Here is a 22,085-nt window from a genome sequence, read left to right as displayed (position 1 = left end):
ACACTCCCGAAGCCTTGCTTCGCACGTGCAGCAGTCCTAAAGCCGGCTCCGAAAAAGCCGCGGGCCAGCGGTATATTCCGGAGAAAGTCGCATGGCGTCCGTCGCCGCTGGATATCTGCCCATCTTGTTGTTTCTTGGCGTCGCCCTGCTGCTCTCGACGGCCTTCGTGTTCCTGCCGATGATCGCCGCTCGGTTCACCGGCGCGCACAAGCCTTCTCCGGAAAAGCTGACCGAATATGAGTGCGGCTTCCCTGCGTTCGAGGACTCGCGCAGCCAGTTCGACGTTCGCTTCTATCTCGTCGCCATCCTGTTCATCATCTTCGACCTCGAAGCTGCCTTCCTGTTTCCGTGGGCGGTTTCGCTGGGCAAGGAAGCGGATGGCGGGATCGGCTGGGCCGGTTGGATTGCCATGATGATTTTCCTTGCCGAGCTGGTGCTCGGCTACATTTACGCCTGGAAGAAGGGGGCGCTCGAATGGGAGTAGAATTGTCGCCCCAGGTCCGGATGCCGGTGGCTCCCGGTACGGACCCCGATCCCGCCTTCTTCAAGGATCTCAACGCGGAACTGGGTGACAAGGGTTTTCTCGTCACCTCGACCGAGGAACTGTTCCAGTGGGCCCGCACCGGTTCGCTGTGGTGGATGACGTTCGGCCTCGCCTGCTGCGCGGTCGAGATGATCCATGTGAACATGCCGCGTTACGACATGGAGCGTTTCGGTGCAGCGCCGCGCGCGTCGCCGCGCCAGTCGGACGTGATGATCGTCGCCGGCACGCTGTGCAACAAGATGGCGCCTGCGCTCCGCCGGGTCTACGACCAGATGTCGGAGCCGAAATACGTCATCTCGATGGGCAGCTGCGCCAATGGCGGCGGCTACTATCATTATAGCTACAGCGTCGTGCGCGGCTGCGACCGCATCGTGCCGGTCGATATCTACGTACCCGGCTGCCCGCCGACCGCCGAGGCCTTGCTTTACGGCATCATGCAATTGCAGCGGAAGATCCGCCGCGCGGGGACGATCGAACGGTGAGCAGCAGTCCGGCCCCTGTCTATGCGCCCAATGACGGCGTGATCGATGCCGCGCGTGCCGCGATCGGCGCGGCGCTCGTCGATGCCTATGATCTGGTGGGTGAGGTCTCGCTCGTCGTCGCGCGCACCGCGCTCTACGACGCGATGATCGCGCTGCGCGACGATCCGGCGCTGCAGTACCAGCAGCTCATGGAGATCGCCGGCGTCGACTATCCGGATCGCGCGGAGCGGTTCGAGGTCTGCTACCACTTGCTGTCGGTCACGAAAAACCATCGCGTTCGCGTGAAGGTGATGACCGACGAGGAGAAGCCGGTGCCGTCCGTCACCGCGATCTGGCCTGTCGCCGGCTGGCTCGAGCGTGAGGTGTACGACATGTACGGCGTGCTGTTCGAAGGCAATTCGGACCTGCGCCGCATCCTCACCGACTATGGCTTCCGCGGCCATCCGCAGCGCAAGGATTTCCCGCTGACCGGCTATGTCGAGCTGCGTTATTCCGAGGAAGAGAAGCGCGTCGTCTATGAGCCGGTGAAGCTGGCGCAGGACTTCCGCACCTTCGACTTCACCTCGCCATGGGAAGGCGCCGAATATGTGCTGCCCGGCGACGAGAAGGCGAAGCTGCCCGAAGCCAAGGGCGCGCCGACGCCGCTGAAGGCCGACGACATCGTGAAGGCCGACGCCGCGCAGTCGCCGAAGGCGACGCCGGCAGAGACGCCGAAGACGACCGAGAAGAAGAGCGACACCGGGGCGGGCGAGCCCGCCAGCACGCTCGCCGCCAGGGAATCGGGCGAAGGCAAGCCCGGCGACGATGGCGACGAGCCGAAGACGGTGATCAAGCCCAAGGGTGACCAGTGATGGCGAGCCATCTCGAAGAGCTGGAAGCGCATGTCACGGCGGCGGATCCGACGCCGGGCGATGTCGAGATCCAGAACTACACGATCAATTTCGGCCCGCAGCACCCCGCCGCGCACGGCGTGCTGCGCCTGGTGATGGAGCTTGACGGCGAGATCGTCGAGCGCTGCGACCCGCATGTCGGGCTGCTCCATCGCGGCACCGAGAAGCTGATCGAGTACAAGACCTATCTGCAGGCTCTGCCCTATTTCGACCGGCTGGACTATTGTTCGCCGCTCGGCATGGAGCACAGCTATGTCCTCGCGGTCGAGAAGCTGCTCGATCTCGAAGTGCCGCTGCGCGCGCAGTATCTGCGTGTGTTCTTCGCGGAATTGACCCGCATCTCCAATCACATGCTCAACCTGGGCAGCCATGTGATGGACGTGGGCGCGATGACGCCGAACCTGTGGCTGTTCGAGATCCGCGAGGACTGCCTCAACTTCTTCGAGCGCGTTTCCGGCGCGCGCATGCACTCGGCGTGGTTCCGTCCCGGCGGCGTCCACCAGGATGCGCCGCTCAAGCTGCTCGCCGACATCGGCGACTGGCTCGACACGCGCCTGCCGCGCCTGTTCGAGGATGCGATCAGCCTGGTGGCCGACAACCGCATCTTCAAGCAGCGCAACGTCGATATCGCCGTCGTCAGCAAGGAAGACGCGCTGCGCTGGGGCTTCTCCGGCCCGATGATCCGCGGCTCGGGCATTCCCTGGGATATCCGCAAGTCGCAGCCCTACGACGTCTATGCGAAGATGGACTTCGACGTGCCGGTCGGCACCAGCGGCGATTGCTACGATCGCTTCATGGTGCGCGTGGAGGAGGTCCGCCAATCCGCGCGGATCATGAAGCAGTGCCTGGCCGAAATGCCGGACGGGCCGATCGCCAGCTTCGATCGCAAGGTCGTGCCGCCGAAGCGCGGTGAGATGAAGCGCTCGATGGAGGCGCTGATCCACCACTTCAAGCTCTACACCGAGGGCTTCCACGTGCCGGCGGGCGAGGTCTATGTCGCGACCGAGAGCCCCAAGGGTGAATTCGGCGTGTATCTGGTGTCGGACGGCAGCAACAAGCCGTATCGCTGCAAGATCCGCCCGACCGCGTTCAGCCACCTGCAGGCGATGGACTTCCTGATGAAGGGCCACATGCTTGCCGACACCACCGCGGTGCTGGGTGCGATGGATATCGTGTTCGGGGAGTGCGACCGCTAGTGGGCGGACTCTCCATCATCCACTGGCTGATCGTGCTGGTCGTGATGCTGCCGCTTTATGCGGTGCCCGCGATCATCGCCTTCGCCCGCGGCCATCGCCAGCGGGTTGCGATCCTGCTCGTCAACATCCTGACGGGCTGGACAATGATCGGATGGCTCGGCGCGCTCGTCTGGAGCCTGCTGCCGAGCCGGTCGACCGAGGAAAATCATGGCTGACGCTGCTCACATTCCCGATGAGGCCGAGACTCGCGCGCGCTGGGGCGCGTTCCAGTGGACGCCCGAAAATGCCGAACAGGCGAAGACCGTCATCGCCCGCTACCCCGAGGGGCGGCAGGCGTCGGCGCTGATGCCGCTGCTCGATCTCGCGCAGCGTCAGGTGGGTGCGGAGACGAACACGCAGGGCTGGCTTCCGGTGCCGGTGATCGAGTTCGTCGCGGCGCAGCTCGGCATGCCCTATATCCGGGCGTTCGAGGTCGTGACCTTCTACACCATGTACAACATGGCGCCGGTCGGCCGCTATCATGTGCAGGTCTGCGGTACGACGCCGTGCATGCTGCGCGGGTCGGACGATGTGATGTCCGCGTGCAAGAACCGCGGCCTCGCCAAGGGCAAGACCACGCCCGACGGGCTGTTCACCTTGACCGAGGTGGAGTGCCTGGGTGCCTGCACCAACGCGCCGATGGTCCAGATCAACGATGATAATTTCGAAGACCTGGACTATGACAGCATGACCGCGATCCTCGATGCGCTCGCGGCCGGCGGCTCGCCCAAGGCGGGCCCGCAGAACGGCCGCCAGACGAGCTGCCCCGAGGGCGGCCCGACCACGCTTACGGAGATGGTCTCCGAAAATCATGACTATCGGGGGGGCTGGTAAATGCTCGCCGACAAGGATCGGATCTTCACCAATCTCTACGGCTTCCAGCCGTGGAACGTCGACGCAGCGATCAAGCGCGGCGACTGGGACGATACCAAGGCGCTGATGGCGCGCGGCCAGGACGCGATCATCGACGAGATCAAGGCGTCGGGCCTGCGCGGCCGCGGCGGCGCCGGTTTCCCGACCGGCATGAAGTGGAGCTTCATGCCCAAGGAACCGCGCGACGGTCGCCCGAACTTCCTCGTCATCAACGCGGACGAATCCGAGCCGGGATCGTGCAAGGACCGCGAGATCATCCGCCACGATCCGCACAAGCTGATCGAAGGCGCGCTGATCGCGGGCTATGCGATGCGCGCGCGTGCCGCCTACATCTATATCCGCGGCGAGTTCATCCGCGAGGCCGAGACCTTGTTCGCGGCCGTCGCCGAGGCCTATGACCGCGGCTTCATCGGCAAGAACGCGTCCGGCTCCGGCTATGATTTCGACGTGTTCGTCCATCGCGGCGCCGGCGCCTATATCTGCGGCGAAGAGACCGCGATGCTGGAAAGCCTGGAGGGCAAGAAGGGCCAGCCGCGCCTGAAGCCCCCGTTCCCGGCGGGTGCCGGCCTCTATGGCTGCCCGACGACCGTGAACAATGTGGAGAGCATCGCGGTCACGCCGACGATCCTCCGCCGCGGTGCGCCCTGGTTCAAGGGCTTCGGCAACGAGAACAACGCCGGCACCAAGCTGTTCCAGATCTCCGGCCATGTGAACAAGCCGTGCGTCGTCGAAGAGGCGATGTCGATCCCGTTCCGGGAACTGATCGACAAGCATGCCGGCGGCATCCGCGGCGGCTGGGACAATCTGCTGGCGGTGATCCCGGGCGGCTCGTCGGTGCCGCTGGTGCCGGCCGCGCAGATCATGGACGCGCCGATGGATTTCGATGGCCTCAAGGCGCTCGGCTCCGGCCTCGGCACCGCCGCCGTCATCGTCATGGACAAATCGACCGACGTCGTCCGCGCGATCAGCCGTATCAGCTATTTCTACAAGCATGAAAGCTGCGGCCAGTGCACGCCGTGCCGCGAGGGCACCGGCTGGATGTGGCGCGTGATGGAGCGGTTGCGCACCGGCGATGCCGACGCCAGCGAGATCGACACCCTGTTCGAGGTGACCAAGCAGGTCGAGGGCCACACCATCTGCGCGCTCGGCGACGCCGCTGCGTGGCCGATCCAGGGCCTTATCCGCCACTTCCGCCCCGAAATCGAACGCCGCATCGCCGACAAGCGCGGGCCGGCGCCGATGATGGAGGCGGCGGAATAATGGGCCTCGTCTACGCAGAGATCGAACTGTCGAACCCGTCGGACGCGGCGTTGAGCCCGATCGTCCAGAAGGCGCTCGTCGACCGCGGTTCGACATGGCTGGTCGTGCCGCAGCATGTCGCCAATCAGTTGCGCCTGCAGGTGCTCGAAGAGCGTGAGATTACGCTCGCGGACGGCGCCAAGCGCGTCATTCCCTATGCCGGCCCCGTGCGCGTGCGCTTTGCCAATCGCAATGCGTTCGCCGGCGCGCTGGTCATGGGGGAAGAGGTTCTGCTCGGTGCGATTCCGATGGAAGACATGGATCTGGTGATCCATCCGCTCAGCCGCACGCTGATGGCCAATCCGATGAACCCGAACATACCCGGCTCGATGGCGGTTGGCGCCGTTGCGGGTCGGAAGGACGGCGAATAATGCCCAAGCTCAAAGTTGACGGTGTCGAGGTCGAGGTACCTGCCGGCGCCACCGTGCTCCAGGCCTGCGAGGCCGCGGGCAAGGAAATTCCCCGTTTCTGCTATCATGAGCGGCTGTCGATCGCCGGCAACTGCCGCATGTGCCTCGTCGAGGTGAAGCCGGGGCCGCCGAAACCGCAGGCGTCGTGCGCGCTGCCCGCCGCCGACAATCAGGAGGTCCGTACGGACAGCCCGATGGTCAAGAAGGCGCGCGAAGGCGTGATGGAATTCCTGCTCATCAACCACCCGCTCGACTGCCCGATCTGCGATCAGGGCGGCGAGTGCGACCTGCAGGACCAGTCGATCGCCTATGGCAAGGGCCATAGCCGCTACGACGAGAACAAGCGGGCGGTGACCGAGAAATATATGGGTCCCATCGTCAAGACGGTGATGACCCGCTGCATCCAGTGCACGCGCTGCGTGCGCTTCGCCGAGGAAGTCGCCGGCGTAGAGGAGATCGGCGCGATCTATCGCGGCGAGAACATGCAGATCGTCTCCTACATGGAGAAGGCGGTCACCTCCGAACTGTCCGGCAATGTCGTCGACCTGTGCCCGGTCGGCGCGCTGACCTCGAAGCCCTATGCGTTCGAGGCGCGCCCGTGGGAGCTGCGCAAGACGCCGTCGATCGACGTTATGGACGCGGTCGGCACCAACATCCGCATTGACAGCCGCGGCCGCCAGGTTCTGCGCGTGCTTCCGCGCGTCAACGACGACGTCAACGAGGAATGGGCGAGCGACAAGACCCGCCATGCGGTCGACGGGCTCGTCCGCAAGCGGCTCGATCGTCCGTTCGTCCGCGGCGCCGACGGCAAGCTGGTGCCGGCGACGTGGGAAGAGGCGTTCAGGGCGATCGCCGCGGTCAATGCCGGTTCGAGCGTCGCCGCGATCGCGGGCGACTATGTCGAGGCCGAGGCGATGTACGCCGCCAAGGCGCTGCTCGCCTCACTCGGCTCGGATCTGCTCGAAGGCCGCCAGACCGGCCTCGCCTACGACGTGTCGAGCCTTTCGGCGGTCAATTTCAATTCGACCATCGCCGGCATCGAGACCGCCGACGCGATCCTGATCGTGGGCTCCAACCTGCGCTGGGAAGCGCCGCTGGTGAACACGCGGATCCGCAAGGCGATCAAGAAGGGCGCCAGGGTCTATGGCATCGGCGCGCCGGTCGACCTGACCTACAAGGTCGAGTGGCTGGGCGACGACATGAGCGTGCTCGCCAACCTGCCCCAGGCGGTTGCCGACCTGTTCGGCAAGGCCGAGCGTCCGGCGATCATCGTCGGCGGCGGCGCGCTCAAGCTGGACGGCGTGCATGGCGCGGCGCTGGCGTTCGCGAGCCAGTTCAACCTCGTGCGCGAAGGCTGGAACGGCTTCAACGTGCTGCACTTCTCGGCCAGCCGCATGGCGGGCCTGGTGCTCGGCTATGCGCAGGCCGGCGGCATCGCCACGGTTGCCGATAAGGCGCCGAAGCTGCTGTTCCTGCTGGGTGCCGACGAGGTGGATTTCACCGCCTTCGGCGCCGCCTTCAAGGTCTATGTCGGCCATCATGGCGACAAGGGCGCGCATGCCGCGGACGTGATCCTGCCGGGTGCGGCCTATACCGAGAAGAGCGGCACCTGGATGAACCTGGAAGGCCGCGTCCAGCGCGGCGAGCGCGCCGTCTTCCCGCCGGGCGACGCCCGCGAGGATTGGACGATCTTCCGTGCGCTCTCCGACGTGCTCGGCAAGACCTTGCCGTTCGACACGCTCGGCGCGCTTCGCGCGAAGATGGGTGCAGCGCACCCGGAACTTGCCGAGGAAGGTCTCGTCGCCTTCCCGTGGGCGCCACCGTCGCTGCCGGCCAGCCCGTTGGGCGTCGCCGGCTATCCGATCAAGGATTTCTATCTGACCGGCTCGATCGGCCGCGCCAGCCCGACGATGCAGCGCTGCTCGGCCGAGCTGCTGCATGGTGAGCAGTTCCTGGAGGCCGCGGAATGACCGCCTGGTTCCAATCCTTTCTCGGTTTCGAATTCGGCTGGTTCGTCGCCACGCTGATCGGCATCCTGCTGATCGCGCTGCCGCTGATGCTGGCGGTGGCGATGATCATCTATGCCGACCGCAAGATCTGGGCGGCGATGGCGCTGCGCCGCGGCCCGAACGTGGTCGGCCCGCTCGGCCTGCTGCAGAGCTTCGCGGATGGCCTGAAGGTGTTCCTGCAGGAAACTATCATCCCGACCGCCGCGAACAAGGGCCTGTTCCTGCTCGCGCCGATCATCTTCTTCACGGTCGCGCTGCTCGCCTGGGCGGTGATCCCGTTCCAGGCCGGGGTGGTGCTGGCGAACATCAACGTCGCCTTACTCTATATTCTCGCGATCTCCTCGATCGGCGTCTACGGCGTGATCATCTCGGGCTGGGCGTCCAACTCGAAATATCCGTTCTACTCGGCACTGCGCGCCGCCGCGCAGATGGTGAGCTACGAAGTCTCGATCGGCTTCGTGCTGATCTCGGTGGTGCTGTGGGCGGGCTCGTTCAACCTGTCGACGATCGTCGAGGCGCAGCAGGCGCACATCTTCGGTTTCATCAACGGCTTCGGCTTCAACCCGCTGCTGTTCCCGATGGCGGTGGTCTTCCTGATCTCGGCGATGGCCGAAACCGCGCGCGCACCGTTCGACCTCACCGAGGCGGAGAGCGAGCTGGTCGCCGGTTACCAGACCGAATATTCGTCGATGGCGTTCGCGCTGTTCTGGCTCGGCGAATATGGCAACGTGCTGCTGATGTGCGCGCTCAACGCGACGCTGTTCTGGGGCGGCTGGTTGCCGCCGGTGGATTGGGCGCCGCTCTATGCCGTGCCGGGGATCATCTGGCTGTTCGCCAAGATCCTGTTCTTCTTCTTCGTCTTCTCATGGGTGAAGGCCACGGTCCCGCGCTACCGCTACGACCAGTTGATGAGGCTGGGCTGGAAGATCTTCCTGCCGCTGTCGCTTCTCTGGGTGTTCCTGGTGTCGGGTTACCTGATGCTGACGCGGTGGATGGTCTGATGTCCGCACACACGACAATTTTCCGCAGCGAGGCGGTTCGATGAACAGTTTGGGTCACTTCATCAAAGCGTTCACGCTCTGGGAGTTCGTTAAGGCGCACTGGTTGACCTTGAAGTATTTCTTCAAGCCCAAGGCGACGATCAACTACCCGTACGAGAAGAACCCGCTGTCGCCCCGCTTCCGTGGCGAGCATGTGCTGCGCCGCTATCCCAACGGCGAGGAACGCTGCATCGCGTGCAAGCTGTGCGAAGCGGTGTGCCCGGCGCAGGCGATCACGATCGAGGCCGAGCCGCGCGAGGACGGCTCGCGCCGCACGACGCGCTACGACATCGACATGACCAAGTGCATCTATTGCGGTTTCTGCCAGGAAGCCTGTCCGGTTGATGCGATCGTCGAAGGGCCGAACTTCGAGTTCGCGACCGAAACTCGCGAGGAGCTTCTCTACGACAAGGCGAAGCTGCTCGAGAACGGTGACAAGTGGGAGCGCGCGGTCGCTGCCAACCTTGCCGCCGACGCACCCTACCGTTAAGCGCCGCAGCCAGGGGACATCTTCCAAGTGATCCAGGCAATAGCCTTCTACGTGTTCGCGGCCGTCGTGATCGCCTCCGCGGCGATGACGATTACGTCGCGCAACCCGGTTCACAGCGTGCTGTGGCTGATCCTCGCCTTCTTCAACGCGGCCGGGCTGATGCTGATCATCGGCGCCGAGTTCATCGCGATGCTGCTCGTCATCGTCTATGTCGGTGCGGTCGCCGTGCTGTTTCTGTTCGTGGTCATGATGCTCGACGTCGACTTCGCGGAACTGCGCGCGGGCTTCACCAAATATCTGCCGATCGGGCTGCTGCTCGCGATCGTCCTCGCGGTCGAGATCGCGTTCGGCCTCGGCGTGTGGAAGGCGGGCGCGATCGAGATCGGCGCCGGCGCAGCGCCGACCCCGGATGCGGCCGTCGTGCCCAACATCCAGGCGATCGGCCGGCTGCTCTACAGCCGCTATCTCTATATCTTCGAAGCGGCCGGCCTGGTGCTGCTGGTGGCGATGATCGGCGCGATCGTGCTGACCCACCGCGCGCGCGGCGGCGTCCGTCCGCAGAACATCACCAAGCAGGTCCGTCGCCGTCCGGAAGACGCGACCCGCAATATCAATCAGCCCGTCGGGCAGGGGGTGGAGCTGTGATCGGCATCCAGCATTATCTCGGCGTGTCGGCCATCCTGTTCGTGATGGGTGTGCTCGGCATCTTCCTCAACCGGAAGAACATCATCATCATCCTGATGGCGATCGAGCTGATCCTGCTGTCCGTGAACATCAACCTGGTCGCGTTCAGCGCCTTCCTGGGGGACCTCGTGGGCCAGGTGTTCGCGATGTTCGTGCTGACCGTCGCCGCCGGCGAGGCGGCGATCGGCCTCGCGATCCTCGTCATCTATTTCCGTGGCCGCGGCACGATCGCGGTCGATGATCCCAGCCGGATGAAGGGGTGATCATTCGGTGACCGAAACTTCCATCAAACTCATCGTCTTCCTGCCGCTGCTGGCAGCGATCGTTGCCGGTTTCGGCAACCGCGCGCTCGGCAACACGGTCGCCAAGGCGATCACCACCGGCGCGCTGTTGATCGCTTGTGCGCTGAGCTGGCCGATCTTCATCGGCGTGCTCGGCGGGCATGGCGAGGCGATCGTCGTCCATGTGCTGGACTTCATCCGTTCGGGCGACCTCAACGTCGCCTGGGCGCTCCGGGTCGACACGCTGACCGCGATCATGCTGGTGGTCGTCACCAGCGTCTCGGCGCTCGTCCACCTCTATAGCTGGGGCTATATGTCGGAAGATCCCGACCAGCCCCGCTTCTTCGCCTATCTGTCGCTGTTCACCTTCGCGATGCTGATGCTGGTGACCGCGAACAACCTGGTGCAGATGTTCTTCGGCTGGGAAGGCGTGGGCCTCGCGTCCTACCTCCTCATCGGCTTCTGGTTCCGCAAGCCCAGCGCCAATGCTGCCGCGATCAAGGCGTTCGTCGTCAACCGCGTCGGCGATCTCGGCTTCATGCTCGGCATCTTCGGCACCTTCCTGGTGTTCGGCACGATTTCGATCCCCGAGATCCTCGCCGCTGCGCCGTCGATGGCGGGCGCCACGATCGGCGCCTTCGGCCTGCGTGCGGACCTGATGACGGTGCTCTGCCTGCTGCTGTTCCTCGGCGCGATGGGCAAGTCGGCGCAGCTCGGTCTGCACACCTGGCTGCCGGACGCGATGGAGGGCCCGACCCCGGTGTCGGCGCTGATCCACGCGGCGACGATGGTCACCGCCGGCGTCTTCATGGTCTGCCGCCTTTCGCCGATGTTCGAGGTGAGCCACACCGCGCTCACCGTCGTGACCCTGGTGGGTGCCGCGACCGCGCTGTTCGCCGCGACCGTCGGCACGACTCAGACCGACATCAAGCGCGTGATCGCCTATTCGACCTGCTCGCAGCTCGGCTACATGTTCTTCGCCGCCGGCGTCGGCGCCTATGGCGCCGCCATGTTCCATCTGTTCACGCACGCCTTCTTCAAGGCACTGCTGTTCCTGGGTGCGGGCTCGGTGATCCATGCGATGCACCATGAGCAGGACATGCGCTATTATGGCGGCCTGCGTAAGCACATCCCGATCACCTTCTGGGCGATGACCTTCGGTACGCTGGCGATCACCGGCGTCGGCATCCTTGCCATCGGCCCGATCCCGCAGATCGGCTTCGCCGGCTTCTTCTCGAAGGATGCGATCATCGAGGCGGCCTGGGCCGCGGGCGGCACCGGCCGGGTGGCCTTTGCCGTCGGCGTCTTCGCCGCGCTGCTGACCAGCTTCTATTCGTGGCGCCTGGTGTTCCTCACCTTCTTCGGCACGCCGCGCTGGGCGGGCAGCGAGCATATCCAGCACGCCGTCCACGACGCGCACGGCCACGGGCATGACGATCATGCGCACGACGCGCATGGCCACGGGCATGACGACGCGCCGGCCGCCGAGGATGCGGGCCACGATCCGCACGCGCATCATGACGATCATGGCCACGGCCATGCCGCGACCGGCACCGCGGGCTATCACCCGCACGAAAGCCCGGTCGTGATGCTGATCCCGCTGATCATCCTCTCGCTGGGCGCGATCTTCGCGGGCCAGGTCTTCCACCACAGCTTCCTCGATGCCGAAGGTGGCGTAGAGTTCTGGAAGGGCGCGATCGCCTTCAACACCCACCTGATGCACGAGATGCACGAGGTGCCGACGATGGTGAAGCTGGCCTCGACGATCGCCATGCTCACCGGTCTCGCCATCGCCTGGTACGCCTATATCCGGCGGACCGACGTCCCGGCGAAGTTCGTCCACCAGTTCAGCGGTCTCTACGACTTCCTGCTGCACAAATGGTATTTCGACGAGTTGTACGACATCATCTTCGTGCGTCCCGCCTTCGCGATCGGCCGCTTCTTCTGGAAGCGCGGTGATCAGGGCACGATCGACCGCTTCGGGCCCGACGGCGTCTCCGCCGTCGTCGTCCAGGGCGGCAAGCTGACCGCGAAGCTTCAGTCCGGCTACCTCTACACTTATGCGCTCGTGATGCTGTTCGGCCTGGCCGCGGCCGCGACCTGGATGATGGTGCGATGAACGGTTTTCCCATCCTCACGGTGATGCTCGCGGTGCCGCTGGTGGCGGCGATCGCGTGCCTCTATGCGAGCGCGTCGAACGCGCGGTGGATCGCGCTGCTCGCGACATTGGTCGATTTCGTCCTCGGCATCCTGCTTTGGGTGAATTTCGACCAGTCTGGCAGCGCCGCGCAGTGGCAGTTCGTGGAGCATCAGGCGCTGTTCGGGCGCTTCGCCTGGGCGCTGGGGATCGACGGCATCGCGCTGATGCTGATCATGCTCACCGTCTTCCTCATGCCGATCTGCATCGGCGCGAGCTGGCAGGCGATCAGCAAGCGGGTGCCGGAATACATGGCGGCCTTCCTGCTGATGGAAGCGCTGATGATCGGCGTGTTCGTGGCGCAGGATATCTTCCTGTTCTACATCATGTTCGAAGCCGGCCTGATCCCGATGTATCTGATCATCGGCATCTGGGGCGGTGCACGCCGGATCTACGCCAGCTACAAATTCTTCCTCTACACGCTGCTCGGCTCGGTGCTGATGCTGATCGCGATGCTGTGGATGACGCGCGAAGCCGGCAGCACCTACATCCCCGACCTGATGAACTATGATTTCCCGGTGCAGGCGCAGACCTGGCTGTGGCTGGCCTTCTTCGCGAGCTTCGCGGTGAAGATGCCGATGTGGCCGGTCCACACCTGGCTGCCGGATGCCCACGTGGAAGCGCCGACGGCGGGGTCGGTCATCCTCGCAGGCGTGATGCTCAAGATGGGCGGCTACGGCTTCATCCGCTTCTCGCTGCCGATGTTCCCGGAAGCCTCGGCGCAGCTCGTATGGCTGATGTTCGGGCTGTCGATGGTCGCGGTGGTCTACACCAGCCTCGTCGCGCTGGTGCAGCAGGACATGAAGAAGCTGATCGCCTATTCGTCGGTCGCGCACATGGCGATCGTCACGATCGGCCTGTTCGCGTTCAACCAGCAGGGGCTGGAAGGCGCGATGATCGTGATGCTCAGCCACGGCCTCGTCTCGGGCGCGCTCTTCCTGTGCGTTGGCGTGATCTACGATCGCCTCCACACCCGCGAGATCGACCGCTACGGCGGCCTTTCGATCAACATGCCCAGATATGCGGTGCTGTTCCTGCTGTTCACCATGGCGTCGATCGGCCTGCCCGGGACCAGCGGCTTCGTCGGCGAGTTCCTCTCGCTGATGGGGACCTATGAGGTGTCGAGCACCGTCGCCCTGGTATGCACCACCGGCATCATCCTCGGCGCCGCCTACATGCTCTATCTCTATCGCCGGGTCGCCTATGGCGAACTCACCAAGGAGGATGTGAAGGCGATGCCGGATCTCTCCAGCCGTGAGCTTCTGCTGCTGGTGCCGATCGCCGCGGTGGTGATGTGGATGGGCGTCTATCCCGAAAGCTTCATGGCCCCGATGCGCGCCGATATCGGCACGCTCGTCGAGCGGCTCGGCCGTGCGAAGCCGGAAGGCGATGCGCGGGTCGTGCTGGGCAAGCCGATGCCGGCCGCTGCGCATGGCGCAGGGGTGACGCATGGGGGCGGGCATTGATCCGCTCCTGCAATATCCGCTCGTGGCGCGCTGCCGTGCGCCACGCCGAGACGAACGTGACTGGTGATTTGGCCCGATGAGCTACGCAACCAACCTGATGATGACGCTGCCCGAGCTGATCCTGTCGATCGGCGGGATCGTGCTGATGCTGGTCGCGGCATGGGCCGGTGACAAGTCGACGCGGGCTCTCAGCTGGCTGGCGGTGCTGCTGTTCGTCGGCGCCGGCCTCGCGTTGCTCGGCCCCGCGGGCCATGGCGGCGAGGCGTTCGGGGGCCTCTACCGCGCGGATGCCTTCGCGGCCTATGCCAAGCTGCTGATCTACATCGCGGCGGCGGTGACCGCGGTGGTGGCGCCCGCCTATTTCTCGCGGGGCGGCAGCGCCCGCGCCGAATATCCGGTGCTGATCCTCTTCTCGGCGGTCGGCATGGGGATGATGGTCTCCGCGTCGGATCTGCTGACGCTCTATGTCGGCCTCGAGCTGCAGAGCCTTGCCGCCTATGTGCTGGCGAGCTTCCAGCGCACCGACACGCGTTCGGCCGAAGCGGGCCTCAAATATTTCGTGCTGGGTTCACTGGCCTCGGGCATCCTGCTCTACGGCATCTCGCTGACCTACGGCTTCACCTCGACCACGGCGTTCGACGGCATCGCCGCCGCGATGGCGGACGGCATCTCGATGGGCGAGCTGTTCGGCCTGGTGTTCGTGCTGGCCGGCATCGCCTTCAAGATCAGCGCCGTGCCGTTCCACATGTGGACGCCGGACGTCTACGAAGGCGCGCCGACCCCGGTCACCGCCTTCTTCGCCAGCGCGCCCAAGGTCGCGGCGATGGCGCTGTTCGTCCGCGTCGCGGTCGAGGCGATGGGCCCGGGCGTCGACCAGTGGCGCCAGATCGTGATCTTCTCGGCGCTCGCCTCGACCATCCTCGGTGGTGTCGCTGCGATCGGCCAGACCAACATCAAGCGCCTGCTCGCCTACTCGTCGATCAACAATGTCGGCTTCGCGCTGATCGGCCTCGCCGCCGGTTCGCCCGAGGGCGTCGCCGCGGTGATGACCTATATGGCGGTCTATGTCGCGATGACGCTCGGCAGCTTCCTGTGCGTGCTGCAGATGCGCGACCAGGATGGCCAGAATGTCGAGACGATCGCCAGCCTCTCGGGCCTGTCGCGTACGCGGCCGGCGCTCGCTGCGGCGTTCGCGATCTTCATGTTCAGCCTTGCCGGCATCCCCCCGCTGCTCGGCTTCTGGTCCAAGTTCCTGGTGTTCGATGCGGCGGTCGCCGCCGGCCTCGTGCCGCTGGCCGCGATCGGCATCGCGACCTCGGTGATCGGCGCCTTCTATTACCTCAAGATCGTCAAGACGATGTATTTCGACGAGCCGGGCGAAGCCTTCCACCCGACCGAGAGCGTCGTCGAGGGCGGCGTGATCGCGGTCGCGGCGCTGTTCGTCTCGCCGCTCGGCTATCTGCTGATCCCGGTGCTCGGCACCGTATCGGCGGCGGCTGCGGCTGCCTTGTTCTGAGGCTTCGGGGGCCGCGGCTCGCGACCCCTTTTTTCGTTCGGTCTCGAACACACTGGAAAGCATCACCTTTTGTCGTCCCGGGCTTGACCCGGGACGCTGCTTCTTATGATCTCGGAAGCGAACGAGGCAATCGCGCCACAAGCGGCAGCGGGGCCCGGGGTGAAGCCGGGGTGACGACGGAGTGGGAGTGGAAGATGGTAATGTCCGCAACGGGATATTGGCTTCCCGATGAGCGCACGGCCTGACACCATCCCATGATCACCCTGATCGACACGGTCGAGAGCACCGCCTCGACCAACCACGACATGGTCATCCGCGCCGCCGACGGCGCGCCGGAAGGCCATTGGCTGCGGGCCGTGACGCAGACCGCCGGCCGTGGCCGGCTGGGGCGCGACTGGGCCTCCCCGCCGGGCAATCTCTACGCCAGCACCGTCGTTCGCCCGCTCGCCGGCGATCCGACCGCAGCGACCCTGGCGATGGTCGCCGCGGTCGCGCTCGACGATGCGGTCGCCGTCTGGCTGCCGGGCCGCGTCATGCTCAAATGGCCCAACGACCTGCTGATCGATGGCGCCAAGCTTTCTGGTATCCTTCTCGAACGCAGCGGCAATGCCGTGATCGTCGGCATCGGCGTCAACCTCGCGCATCATCCCGAGGGCCTCGGCCGCGCCGTCACCAGCATCGCCGCGATCGGCGGCGTCGCGCCCGACCCGGCGATCTTTCTCGAAACCCTCGCCGAAAGCTTCGCGCGCTGGCTCGGCCGCTGGCGCGGCGAGGGGCTCGCGCCGGTGCGCGATCGCTGGCTGCAGCGCGCCCATCCCATCGGCACCGCGCTTTCCGCGCGCCTGCCCGGCAGCATCGTCCATGATGGGTTGTTCGAGGGATTGGACGCGGAGGGGGCGCTGCGGCTAAGGCTGCGCGACGGCCGGGTGGAGACGATCCACGCCGCCGACATCTTCATGCTGTAAGGCGCAGCAAGGGAAAGAGGGGGCCGCCATGCTGCTTGCGATCGACGCGGGGAACACCAACGTCGTCTTCGCGCTGGTCGATGGCGGCGACATCCGCGCGCGCTGGCGCATCGCCACCGATCCGCGCCGCACCGCCGACGAATATGCCGTCTGGTTGCACCAGCTTCTCGAACTCGAAGGCTTTCGCCGCGCCGATGTCGATGCGGTGATCGTCGCCACGGTGGTACCGCGGGCGCTGCACAACCTGCAGGTGCTCGCCTCCAAATATTTCGGCACCGAGGCGCTGATCGCGGGCCGCGCGCCGGTGGAATGGGGCATCGCGCTCGACGTGGTGGAGCCGCAGACGGTGGGCGCGGACCGCGTTGTGAACAGCATCGCGGCGCATGCCCGCCATCCCGGCGACCTGATCGTCGTCGATTTCGGCACCGCCACCACCTTCGACGTCGTCGATTACGAAGGCGCCTATAAGGGCGGCATCATCGCGCCGGGCATCAACCTGTCGCTCGATGCGCTCGTCGCCGCCGCGGCCAAGCTGCCCCGCATCGCCATCGCCGCCCCGGAAACCGAAAGCGTGGTCGGCCGCACGACCGAGGATCAGATGCTGATCGGCGTCTACTGGGGCTATATCGCGATGATCGAGGGCCTGGTGGCGCGGATCAAGGCGGAAATCGGCAGGCCGGTAACGGTGGTGTCGACCGGCGGGCTTGCGTCGCTGTTCGATCAGCATACATCGGTGTTTGACGCGATCGAGCCCGACCTCACCATCCAGGGGCTCGCCATCATGCATGCGAGGCTGGCTCGCTGACCTGCGAATCCGGCCGCCGCCGCGCGGCCCACAAATGAAAGAACAAAAACACACGTGACAATTCCCGGAGACGAACTGCTCTTCCTGGCGCTCGGCGGCTCGGCCGAGATCGGCATGAACGTCAATCTCTATGGCACGCAGGGCAAGTGGGTGATGGTCGATCTCGGCCTCACCTTCTCGGACCCCGGCCTGCCCGGCGTCGAGATCGTCCTGCCCGACCTCGAATTCATCGAGGAGCGTGCCGACGATCTGCTCGGCATCGTGCTGACGCACGGCCATGAGGATCATATCGGCGCCATCCCCTATCTCGCGCTCGATCTCGGCGTGCCGCTCTACGCGACGCCCTTCACCGCCGGGCTGATCATGGGCAAGCTCGAGGAAGAGGGGATCGCCGACAAGATCGAACTCAACATCATCGAGAATGAGGGCAGCTTCCAGCTCGGACCGTTCGGCTTCACCTATGTGCCGCTCGCCCATTCGATCCCCGAGGGCAATGCGCTGCTGATCGAAACCCCGTACGGCCGCATCTTCCACACCGGCGACTGGAAGCTGGACGAGGCGCCGCAGCTCGGCACCCCCTCCACCGTCGAGGAACTGCGCGCGATCGGCGACAAGGGCATCCTCGCGCTGGTCGGCGATTCCACCAATGTGTTCAACCCCGAAGCGTCGGGCTCAGAGGGCGCGGTGCGCGAAGGGCTGGATGCGGTGATCCGCGAGGCGAAGGGCCGGGTGCTCGTCACCACCTTCGCCTCCAATGCGGCGCGGCTGCAGACATTGGGGCAGGTCGCGCGCGACACCGGGCGCACATTGTGTGTCGCCGGCCGTTCGCTCGATCGCATCCTCAAGGTCGCCAAGTCGGTCGGCTATCTCGCCGATTTCCCGCGGGTCGTCGATTTCGACGAGGCGATGCGGCTGCCGCGCTACGAGGTGATGATCGTCGCCACCGGTGGGCAGGGAGAGCCGCGCGCGGCGCTCGGCCGCATCGCCGGCGACAGCCATCCGATCAAGCTGGAGGCGGGCGATCTCGTCGTCTTCTCGTCCAAGCAGATCCCCGGCAACGAGCTGGCGATCGGGCTGATCCAGAACAAGCTGGCGGCGGCGGGCGTGCTGATGATCACCGACCGGCAGGCGCATGTCCATGTCTCCGGCCATCCCGGTCGCCCCGAGCTGGCGGCGATGTATGGCTGGATCCGGCCCGAGATCGTGATGCCGGTGCATGGCGAGATCCGCCATATGGCCGAGCAGGCGCGCTTCGCGCTGTCGCAGGGCGTGCCCAAGGCGGTGGTGCAGGACAATGGCAAGATCGTCCGCCTCGCCCCCGGCGAGCCCGCGATCGTCGGCCACGCGCCGGTCGGCCGCCTGGTGCTGGATGGCGACGTGATCCTGCCCGCAGGCGGCGCGACCATGAACGAGCGCCGCAAGCTGATGCTCAATGGCCAGATCTCGGTCGCGGTCGCGGTCAATCGCGCCGGCCGGGTCGTCGGCGATCCGCAGGTGCGCGTGCAGGGCGTGCCGGTGGAGGAGGATCGCGAGGATTTTCTCGCCGATGCTGCCGATGCCGCGCGCAAGGCGGCGACCGATGGCGGCAACAGTGAGGATCGGCTGCGCGAGGCCATCCGCCTGGCGGTGCGCCGCGTCGCGACGCAGTGGACCGGCAAGAAGCCGATCGTCGACGTGCTGCTGATCAGGGTGTGAGGCGATGTCGTTTTCGTCGGCGCTGGCGATCTACCTGCTGTTCTGGGTGATGACGGGCTTCGTCGTCCTCCCCTTCGGCGTCCGCACCGCAGACGAGATGGGCGTGGAGAAGGTGCCCGGCCAGGCCGACAGCGCCCCCGCGAACTTCCGGCCGGGGCGGGTGGTGCTGATCGTCACCCTCGCGTCCGCGGTGGCGTTCGGGCTGTTCTATGCGAACTATGTGAACGGCTGGGTGAGCGCCGCGAACTTCGACTTCTTCAGCTGAGCGAGCCGGGTTCGGCCTGGCACCACCGCACCACCGCGTCCGCGGCGATCTGCCGGACGGTCAGCGCGGGTCAGGTCTTCGCGCTCGCCCCGGTCGCGCCGAACTCAAACCGTAACAGCCGCGTCACCCCCAAGTCCCCTGTTCGTCATGCCGCTGACGCGCCCATGCGCTAGCGGCGCACGCGGGGACCCGAGGGGCGGGCTGCCGGAGTTCAACGCACGCCCCCCGGAAAAGGAGGGCGGATTATGAACGCGAAGCTTTGGCTTCTCGCGGCAGTCGCGCTTGGGCTTGGCACCGTGGGCCGCGCCGGTGTGGATGGCACCGTCGCGATGCCGGCGCTCGACCACCGCGCACCGACCGATCGCATCGACGTCATGACCTACAATGTCGGCGCGCTGCCATGGCCGCTGGCCTTCGGCCGGCCCGAGGCGCTGGCGAAGATCGCCGATCGCCTCGCCGCGCTGCGCGCCGAGGGCCGCGCGCCCGACGTGGTGGTGCTGCAGGAGGCGTTTACCGACGAGGCGCGGGCGATCGGCGCGCGCGCCGGCTATCGCTATGAGGCCCTTGGCCCCGGCGTGGGCGCGCAGCGTCCGGCCGCGGCACCCCTCGCGCTGCCGGGCGGGCGCCAGTTCCTGCGCGGCGAGACGATCGGACCGGTGCTGTCGAGCGGGCTCGTCATCCTGTCCGACTATCGCATCACCCGGGTCAGGAGCACCGCTTTTCCGGCCGACGCCTGCGCGGGCTATGACTGTCTCGCCAACAAGGGCGCGCTCGCCGCGACCCTGGCGGTGCCGGGTGTCGCCGATCCGGTCGAGATCGTCACCACCCACCTCAACAGCGGCAACCCCTCCGGCCGGCCGGAAGCGGAGAACCGCCTGGCCTTCTCGGCGCAGATGGCGGCGCTCGGCCGCTTCGTCGATGGCGGGCGCGGTCGGGTCCGGCGGACGATCCAGATCGTCGCGGGCGATTTCAACATGGGCCATTCGCCCGGCCGGCTGGCGCTGCTCGCCGGCTATATCCGCCACTGGAAGATGAAGCCCGCCGCGGCGATGGGGCGCGACAAATATGCCGCGCTGTGCCGCAGCGACGAAGCGAGTTGCCGCGGCGATCTCGCCATCGCCTCCAACGTACCGCTGATCCATTCGAACGACTGGCAATTCTACCCCAGCGACGAGACCCGGTTGCGACCGGCGGCGCGCGAAGTGCTGTTCACGCGCGATCCCAAGGGCGCCAAGATGCTGTCCGATCATATCGGCTTCAGCGTCGTCTATCGCTTCCAATAGCATGACGCCCGCCGGCTGGCCCGCCGGCGGGCGCGCTTTCCTCCCCAGGAAACTCGTCAGGGCGCGCGTGGCGCGCCTTTGGCTTTGACTCTTGTCCGCTGCGCGACAGCGCCGCGGGTGCCTATCTTTCTGTCGATCGCCCTAGAGCGCCGTCATGCTGGTGCGAAGGGGCCGGCCAGTCGCGATGATGTCATCGCGTCCCGCTGCGCGCTGCGGATTGAGTCATGTTGTAAATGAATTTACACAGGGCCGATGGCCGAAAGAAAGATTTTCGCGGGGCATCAGGTGCGGCGGCTGCGTCGCGGGGCGGGGCTCACCCAGGCCCAGCTTGCCGAGATGCTGGAGATTTCGCCGAGCTACCTCAATCTCATCGAGCGCAACCAGCGGCCATTGACCGCGGCGATCCTGCTGCGGCTCGCCGCGCGCTTCGATTTCGATCCGCGTGCGTTCGCCAGGGATGAGCCGGGCGGCGGCGCCGATGCGCTGCGCAAGCGGCTCGCCGACCCGCTGTTCGCCGACCTCAGCGTCGATCGCACCGAGCTGGAGGAATGGCTGGCCGCGGCGCCCGGTGCCGCCGAGGCGTTCGCGCGTGTGTTCGATCGGCTGGCGGCCGGCGGCGGATCGGTTGGCAGCTATGACGAGAGCGAGGCGGTGTCGCTCGCCCGGCGCGAGATCGAGCGCTGGCGCAATCACTTCGCCGATCTCGATTCCGCCGCCGAGGCGCTGGCCGACGAACTGCGGCTCATGACGGGGGATCTCTACAACGCGGTCGCCGAGCGGCTGCGCGTGAAGCACCAGATCGCGATCCGCATCCTGCCGAGCGACGTGATGCCCGATCGCCTGCGCCGGCTGGACCTGCACGCCCGCCAGCTCCAGCTCTCCGAGATGCTCGATCCGGCCTCGCGTACGTTCCAGGCGAGCTTCCAGCTCGCGCAGCTCGAGGCCAAGGCGGAGATTGACGGGCTGGTGAAGGGCGCCGGCTTCGCCGATCCGCTCGCCGAACGGCTGTTCCGCCGCCACCTCAACGGCTATTTCGCCGCCGCGCTGATGATGCCCTATGCGCGCTTCCTGCGCGCGTGCGAGGCGAGCGGCTATGATGTCGAGCTGCTTCAGCGCCGCTTCGGCGCCGGCTTCGAGATGGTCGCGCACCGGCTGGCCACATTGCAGCGCGTCGGTGCGCGCGGACTGCCCTTCTTCATGGTCCGGATCGACCGCGCCGGGCAGGTCTCCAAGCGCTATTCGGGTGCCAGCAGCGCCGCGCTGGTCGAGGCGGCGGGGCGCTGCCCGCTGTGGGACGTGCATCGCGCGCTCGAACGGCCGGGGACGATCCATCGCCAACTCGTGGCGCTGGAGGATGGCAGCCGCTGGCTGACGATCGCGCGCACGGTGCAGCCGCCCGTGCGGTCGCCGCTTGGCATCCGGGCGGAGTTCGCGATCGGCCTCGGCGTGGCCGCCGAACATGCCGCCGCGCTCGTCTATGCGCGCGGCATCGATCTTGCCGGGCCTGATGCGACCCCGATCGGCCTCGGCTGCCGCGCCTGTACCCGTCCCGATTGCCCACAGCGCTCGGCGGCGCCGGCGGGCCGCGCGGTCCTCATGGCGGATCGCGAGATGGGCCTCACACCGTTCGCCTTTGCCGGCGATTGAGGCTCTTCC

22 protein-coding genes are annotated in these 22,085 nt (G+C 66.3%); all 22 read left to right on the top strand.

Annotation, left to right across the window (positions count from 1 at the left end; all coding sequences use genetic code 11):
• The first annotated feature begins 91 nt into the window (after window positions 1-91).
• Window positions 92-484 (top strand): NADH-quinone oxidoreductase subunit A, encoded by a 393-nt coding sequence (gene ndhC, locus NX02_RS22880; protein WP_025294491.1) that lies wholly within the window; start codon window positions 92-94, stop codon window positions 482-484.
• Window positions 475-1,026: a NuoB/complex I 20 kDa subunit family protein gene (locus NX02_RS22875; protein WP_025294490.1), complete on the top strand. Its 552-nt coding sequence runs from the start codon at window positions 475-477 to the stop codon at window positions 1,024-1,026. Before ndhC ends, NX02_RS22875 begins: the two co-directional genes overlap by 10 nt.
• Window positions 1,023-1,877 carry an NADH-quinone oxidoreductase subunit C gene (locus NX02_RS22870; protein WP_039996795.1) on the top strand — a complete coding sequence of 285 codons (855 nt, stop codon included), beginning with the start codon at window positions 1,023-1,025 and terminating at the stop codon, window positions 1,875-1,877. The genes NX02_RS22875 and NX02_RS22870 overlap by 4 nt, the downstream gene beginning before the upstream one ends.
• A complete protein-coding gene (locus NX02_RS22865; RefSeq protein WP_025294488.1) occupies window positions 1,877-3,112 on the top strand; it encodes an NADH-quinone oxidoreductase subunit D in 1,236 nt (411 codons plus the stop codon). The genes NX02_RS22870 and NX02_RS22865 overlap by 1 nt, the downstream gene beginning before the upstream one ends.
• Complete coding sequence (locus tag NX02_RS22860; RefSeq protein WP_025294487.1) at window positions 3,112-3,327, top strand: superinfection immunity protein; 216 nt, start codon at window positions 3,112-3,114, stop codon at window positions 3,325-3,327. Before NX02_RS22865 ends, NX02_RS22860 begins: the two co-directional genes overlap by 1 nt.
• The gene (locus NX02_RS22855; protein ID WP_025294486.1) at window positions 3,320-3,985 is read left to right on the top strand and encodes a complex I 24 kDa subunit family protein; all 666 of its coding nucleotides are present in this window, start codon (window positions 3,320-3,322) and stop codon (window positions 3,983-3,985) included. Before NX02_RS22860 ends, NX02_RS22855 begins: the two co-directional genes overlap by 8 nt.
• Window positions 3,986-5,284 (top strand): NADH-quinone oxidoreductase subunit NuoF, encoded by a 1,299-nt coding sequence (gene nuoF, locus NX02_RS22850; protein WP_025294485.1) that lies wholly within the window; start codon window positions 3,986-3,988, stop codon window positions 5,282-5,284. It abuts the gene before it with no gap.
• Complete coding sequence (locus NX02_RS22845) at window positions 5,284-5,694, top strand: clan AA aspartic protease (protein WP_025294484.1); 411 nt, start codon at window positions 5,284-5,286, stop codon at window positions 5,692-5,694. The genes nuoF and NX02_RS22845 overlap by 1 nt, the downstream gene beginning before the upstream one ends.
• Entirely contained in the window at window positions 5,694-7,703 is a 2,010-nt protein-coding gene (gene nuoG / locus NX02_RS22840; protein ID WP_025294483.1) for an NADH-quinone oxidoreductase subunit NuoG, read from the top strand. Before NX02_RS22845 ends, nuoG begins: the two co-directional genes overlap by 1 nt.
• On the top strand, window positions 7,700-8,743 hold the full coding sequence (gene nuoH / locus NX02_RS22835; RefSeq protein ID WP_025294482.1) for an NADH-quinone oxidoreductase subunit NuoH: 1,044 nt from the start codon (window positions 7,700-7,702) through the stop codon (window positions 8,741-8,743). The genes nuoG and nuoH overlap by 4 nt, the downstream gene beginning before the upstream one ends.
• Before the next feature lie 40 nt (window positions 8,744-8,783).
• Window positions 8,784-9,272: an NADH-quinone oxidoreductase subunit NuoI gene (gene nuoI / locus NX02_RS22830; RefSeq protein WP_025294481.1), complete on the top strand. Its 489-nt coding sequence runs from the start codon at window positions 8,784-8,786 to the stop codon at window positions 9,270-9,272.
• Window positions 9,273-9,299: 27 nt separating this feature from the next.
• Window positions 9,300-9,917 (top strand): NADH-quinone oxidoreductase subunit J, encoded by a 618-nt coding sequence (locus NX02_RS22825; protein WP_025294480.1) that lies wholly within the window; start codon window positions 9,300-9,302, stop codon window positions 9,915-9,917.
• Entirely contained in the window at window positions 9,914-10,219 is a 306-nt protein-coding gene (gene nuoK / locus NX02_RS22820) for an NADH-quinone oxidoreductase subunit NuoK (protein ID WP_025294479.1), read from the top strand. The genes NX02_RS22825 and nuoK overlap by 4 nt, the downstream gene beginning before the upstream one ends.
• Window positions 10,220-10,226: 7 nt before the next feature.
• Window positions 10,227-12,356, top strand: coding sequence for an NADH-quinone oxidoreductase subunit L (gene nuoL, locus NX02_RS22815; RefSeq protein ID WP_211258247.1), 2,130 nt, complete (start codon window positions 10,227-10,229; stop codon window positions 12,354-12,356).
• Window positions 12,353-13,900, top strand: a complete 1,548-nt coding sequence (locus NX02_RS22810; RefSeq protein WP_025294477.1) for an NADH-quinone oxidoreductase subunit M — start codon at window positions 12,353-12,355, stop codon at window positions 13,898-13,900. The genes nuoL and NX02_RS22810 overlap by 4 nt, the downstream gene beginning before the upstream one ends.
• 76 nt (window positions 13,901-13,976) lie before the next feature.
• Window positions 13,977-15,416: an NADH-quinone oxidoreductase subunit NuoN gene (nuoN, locus tag NX02_RS22805; protein WP_025294476.1), complete on the top strand. Its 1,440-nt coding sequence runs from the start codon at window positions 13,977-13,979 to the stop codon at window positions 15,414-15,416.
• A 254-nt stretch (window positions 15,417-15,670) separates the two neighbouring features.
• A complete protein-coding gene (locus NX02_RS22800; protein WP_211258246.1) occupies window positions 15,671-16,381 on the top strand; it encodes a biotin--[acetyl-CoA-carboxylase] ligase in 711 nt (236 codons plus the stop codon).
• Between the two features lie 28 nt (window positions 16,382-16,409).
• Complete coding sequence (locus NX02_RS22795; RefSeq protein ID WP_025294474.1) at window positions 16,410-17,186, top strand: type III pantothenate kinase; 777 nt, start codon at window positions 16,410-16,412, stop codon at window positions 17,184-17,186.
• 114 nt (window positions 17,187-17,300) lie between these two features.
• The gene (locus tag NX02_RS22790) at window positions 17,301-18,881 is read left to right on the top strand and encodes a ribonuclease J (RefSeq protein WP_047100171.1); all 1,581 of its coding nucleotides are present in this window, start codon (window positions 17,301-17,303) and stop codon (window positions 18,879-18,881) included.
• 4 nt (window positions 18,882-18,885) lie between these two features.
• Window positions 18,886-19,146 (top strand): DUF1467 family protein, encoded by a 261-nt coding sequence (locus NX02_RS22785; protein ID WP_025294472.1) that lies wholly within the window; start codon window positions 18,886-18,888, stop codon window positions 19,144-19,146.
• A 245-nt stretch (window positions 19,147-19,391) separates the two neighbouring features.
• A complete protein-coding gene (locus NX02_RS22780; protein ID WP_025294471.1) occupies window positions 19,392-20,429 on the top strand; it encodes an endonuclease/exonuclease/phosphatase family protein in 1,038 nt (345 codons plus the stop codon).
• 252 nt (window positions 20,430-20,681) lie between these two features.
• Window positions 20,682-22,076, top strand: a complete 1,395-nt coding sequence (locus NX02_RS22775; RefSeq protein WP_025294470.1) for a helix-turn-helix domain-containing protein — start codon at window positions 20,682-20,684, stop codon at window positions 22,074-22,076.
• Window positions 22,077-22,085 lie beyond the last annotated feature (9 nt).

Source organism: Sphingomonas sanxanigenens DSM 19645 = NX02 (genome assembly GCF_000512205.2).
GTDB lineage: Bacteria > Pseudomonadota > Alphaproteobacteria > Sphingomonadales > Sphingomonadaceae > Sphingomonas_D > Sphingomonas_D sanxanigenens.
The sequence above is the reverse complement of the archived record's forward strand: the minus strand, read 5'-3'. Positions and strand labels throughout refer to the sequence as shown.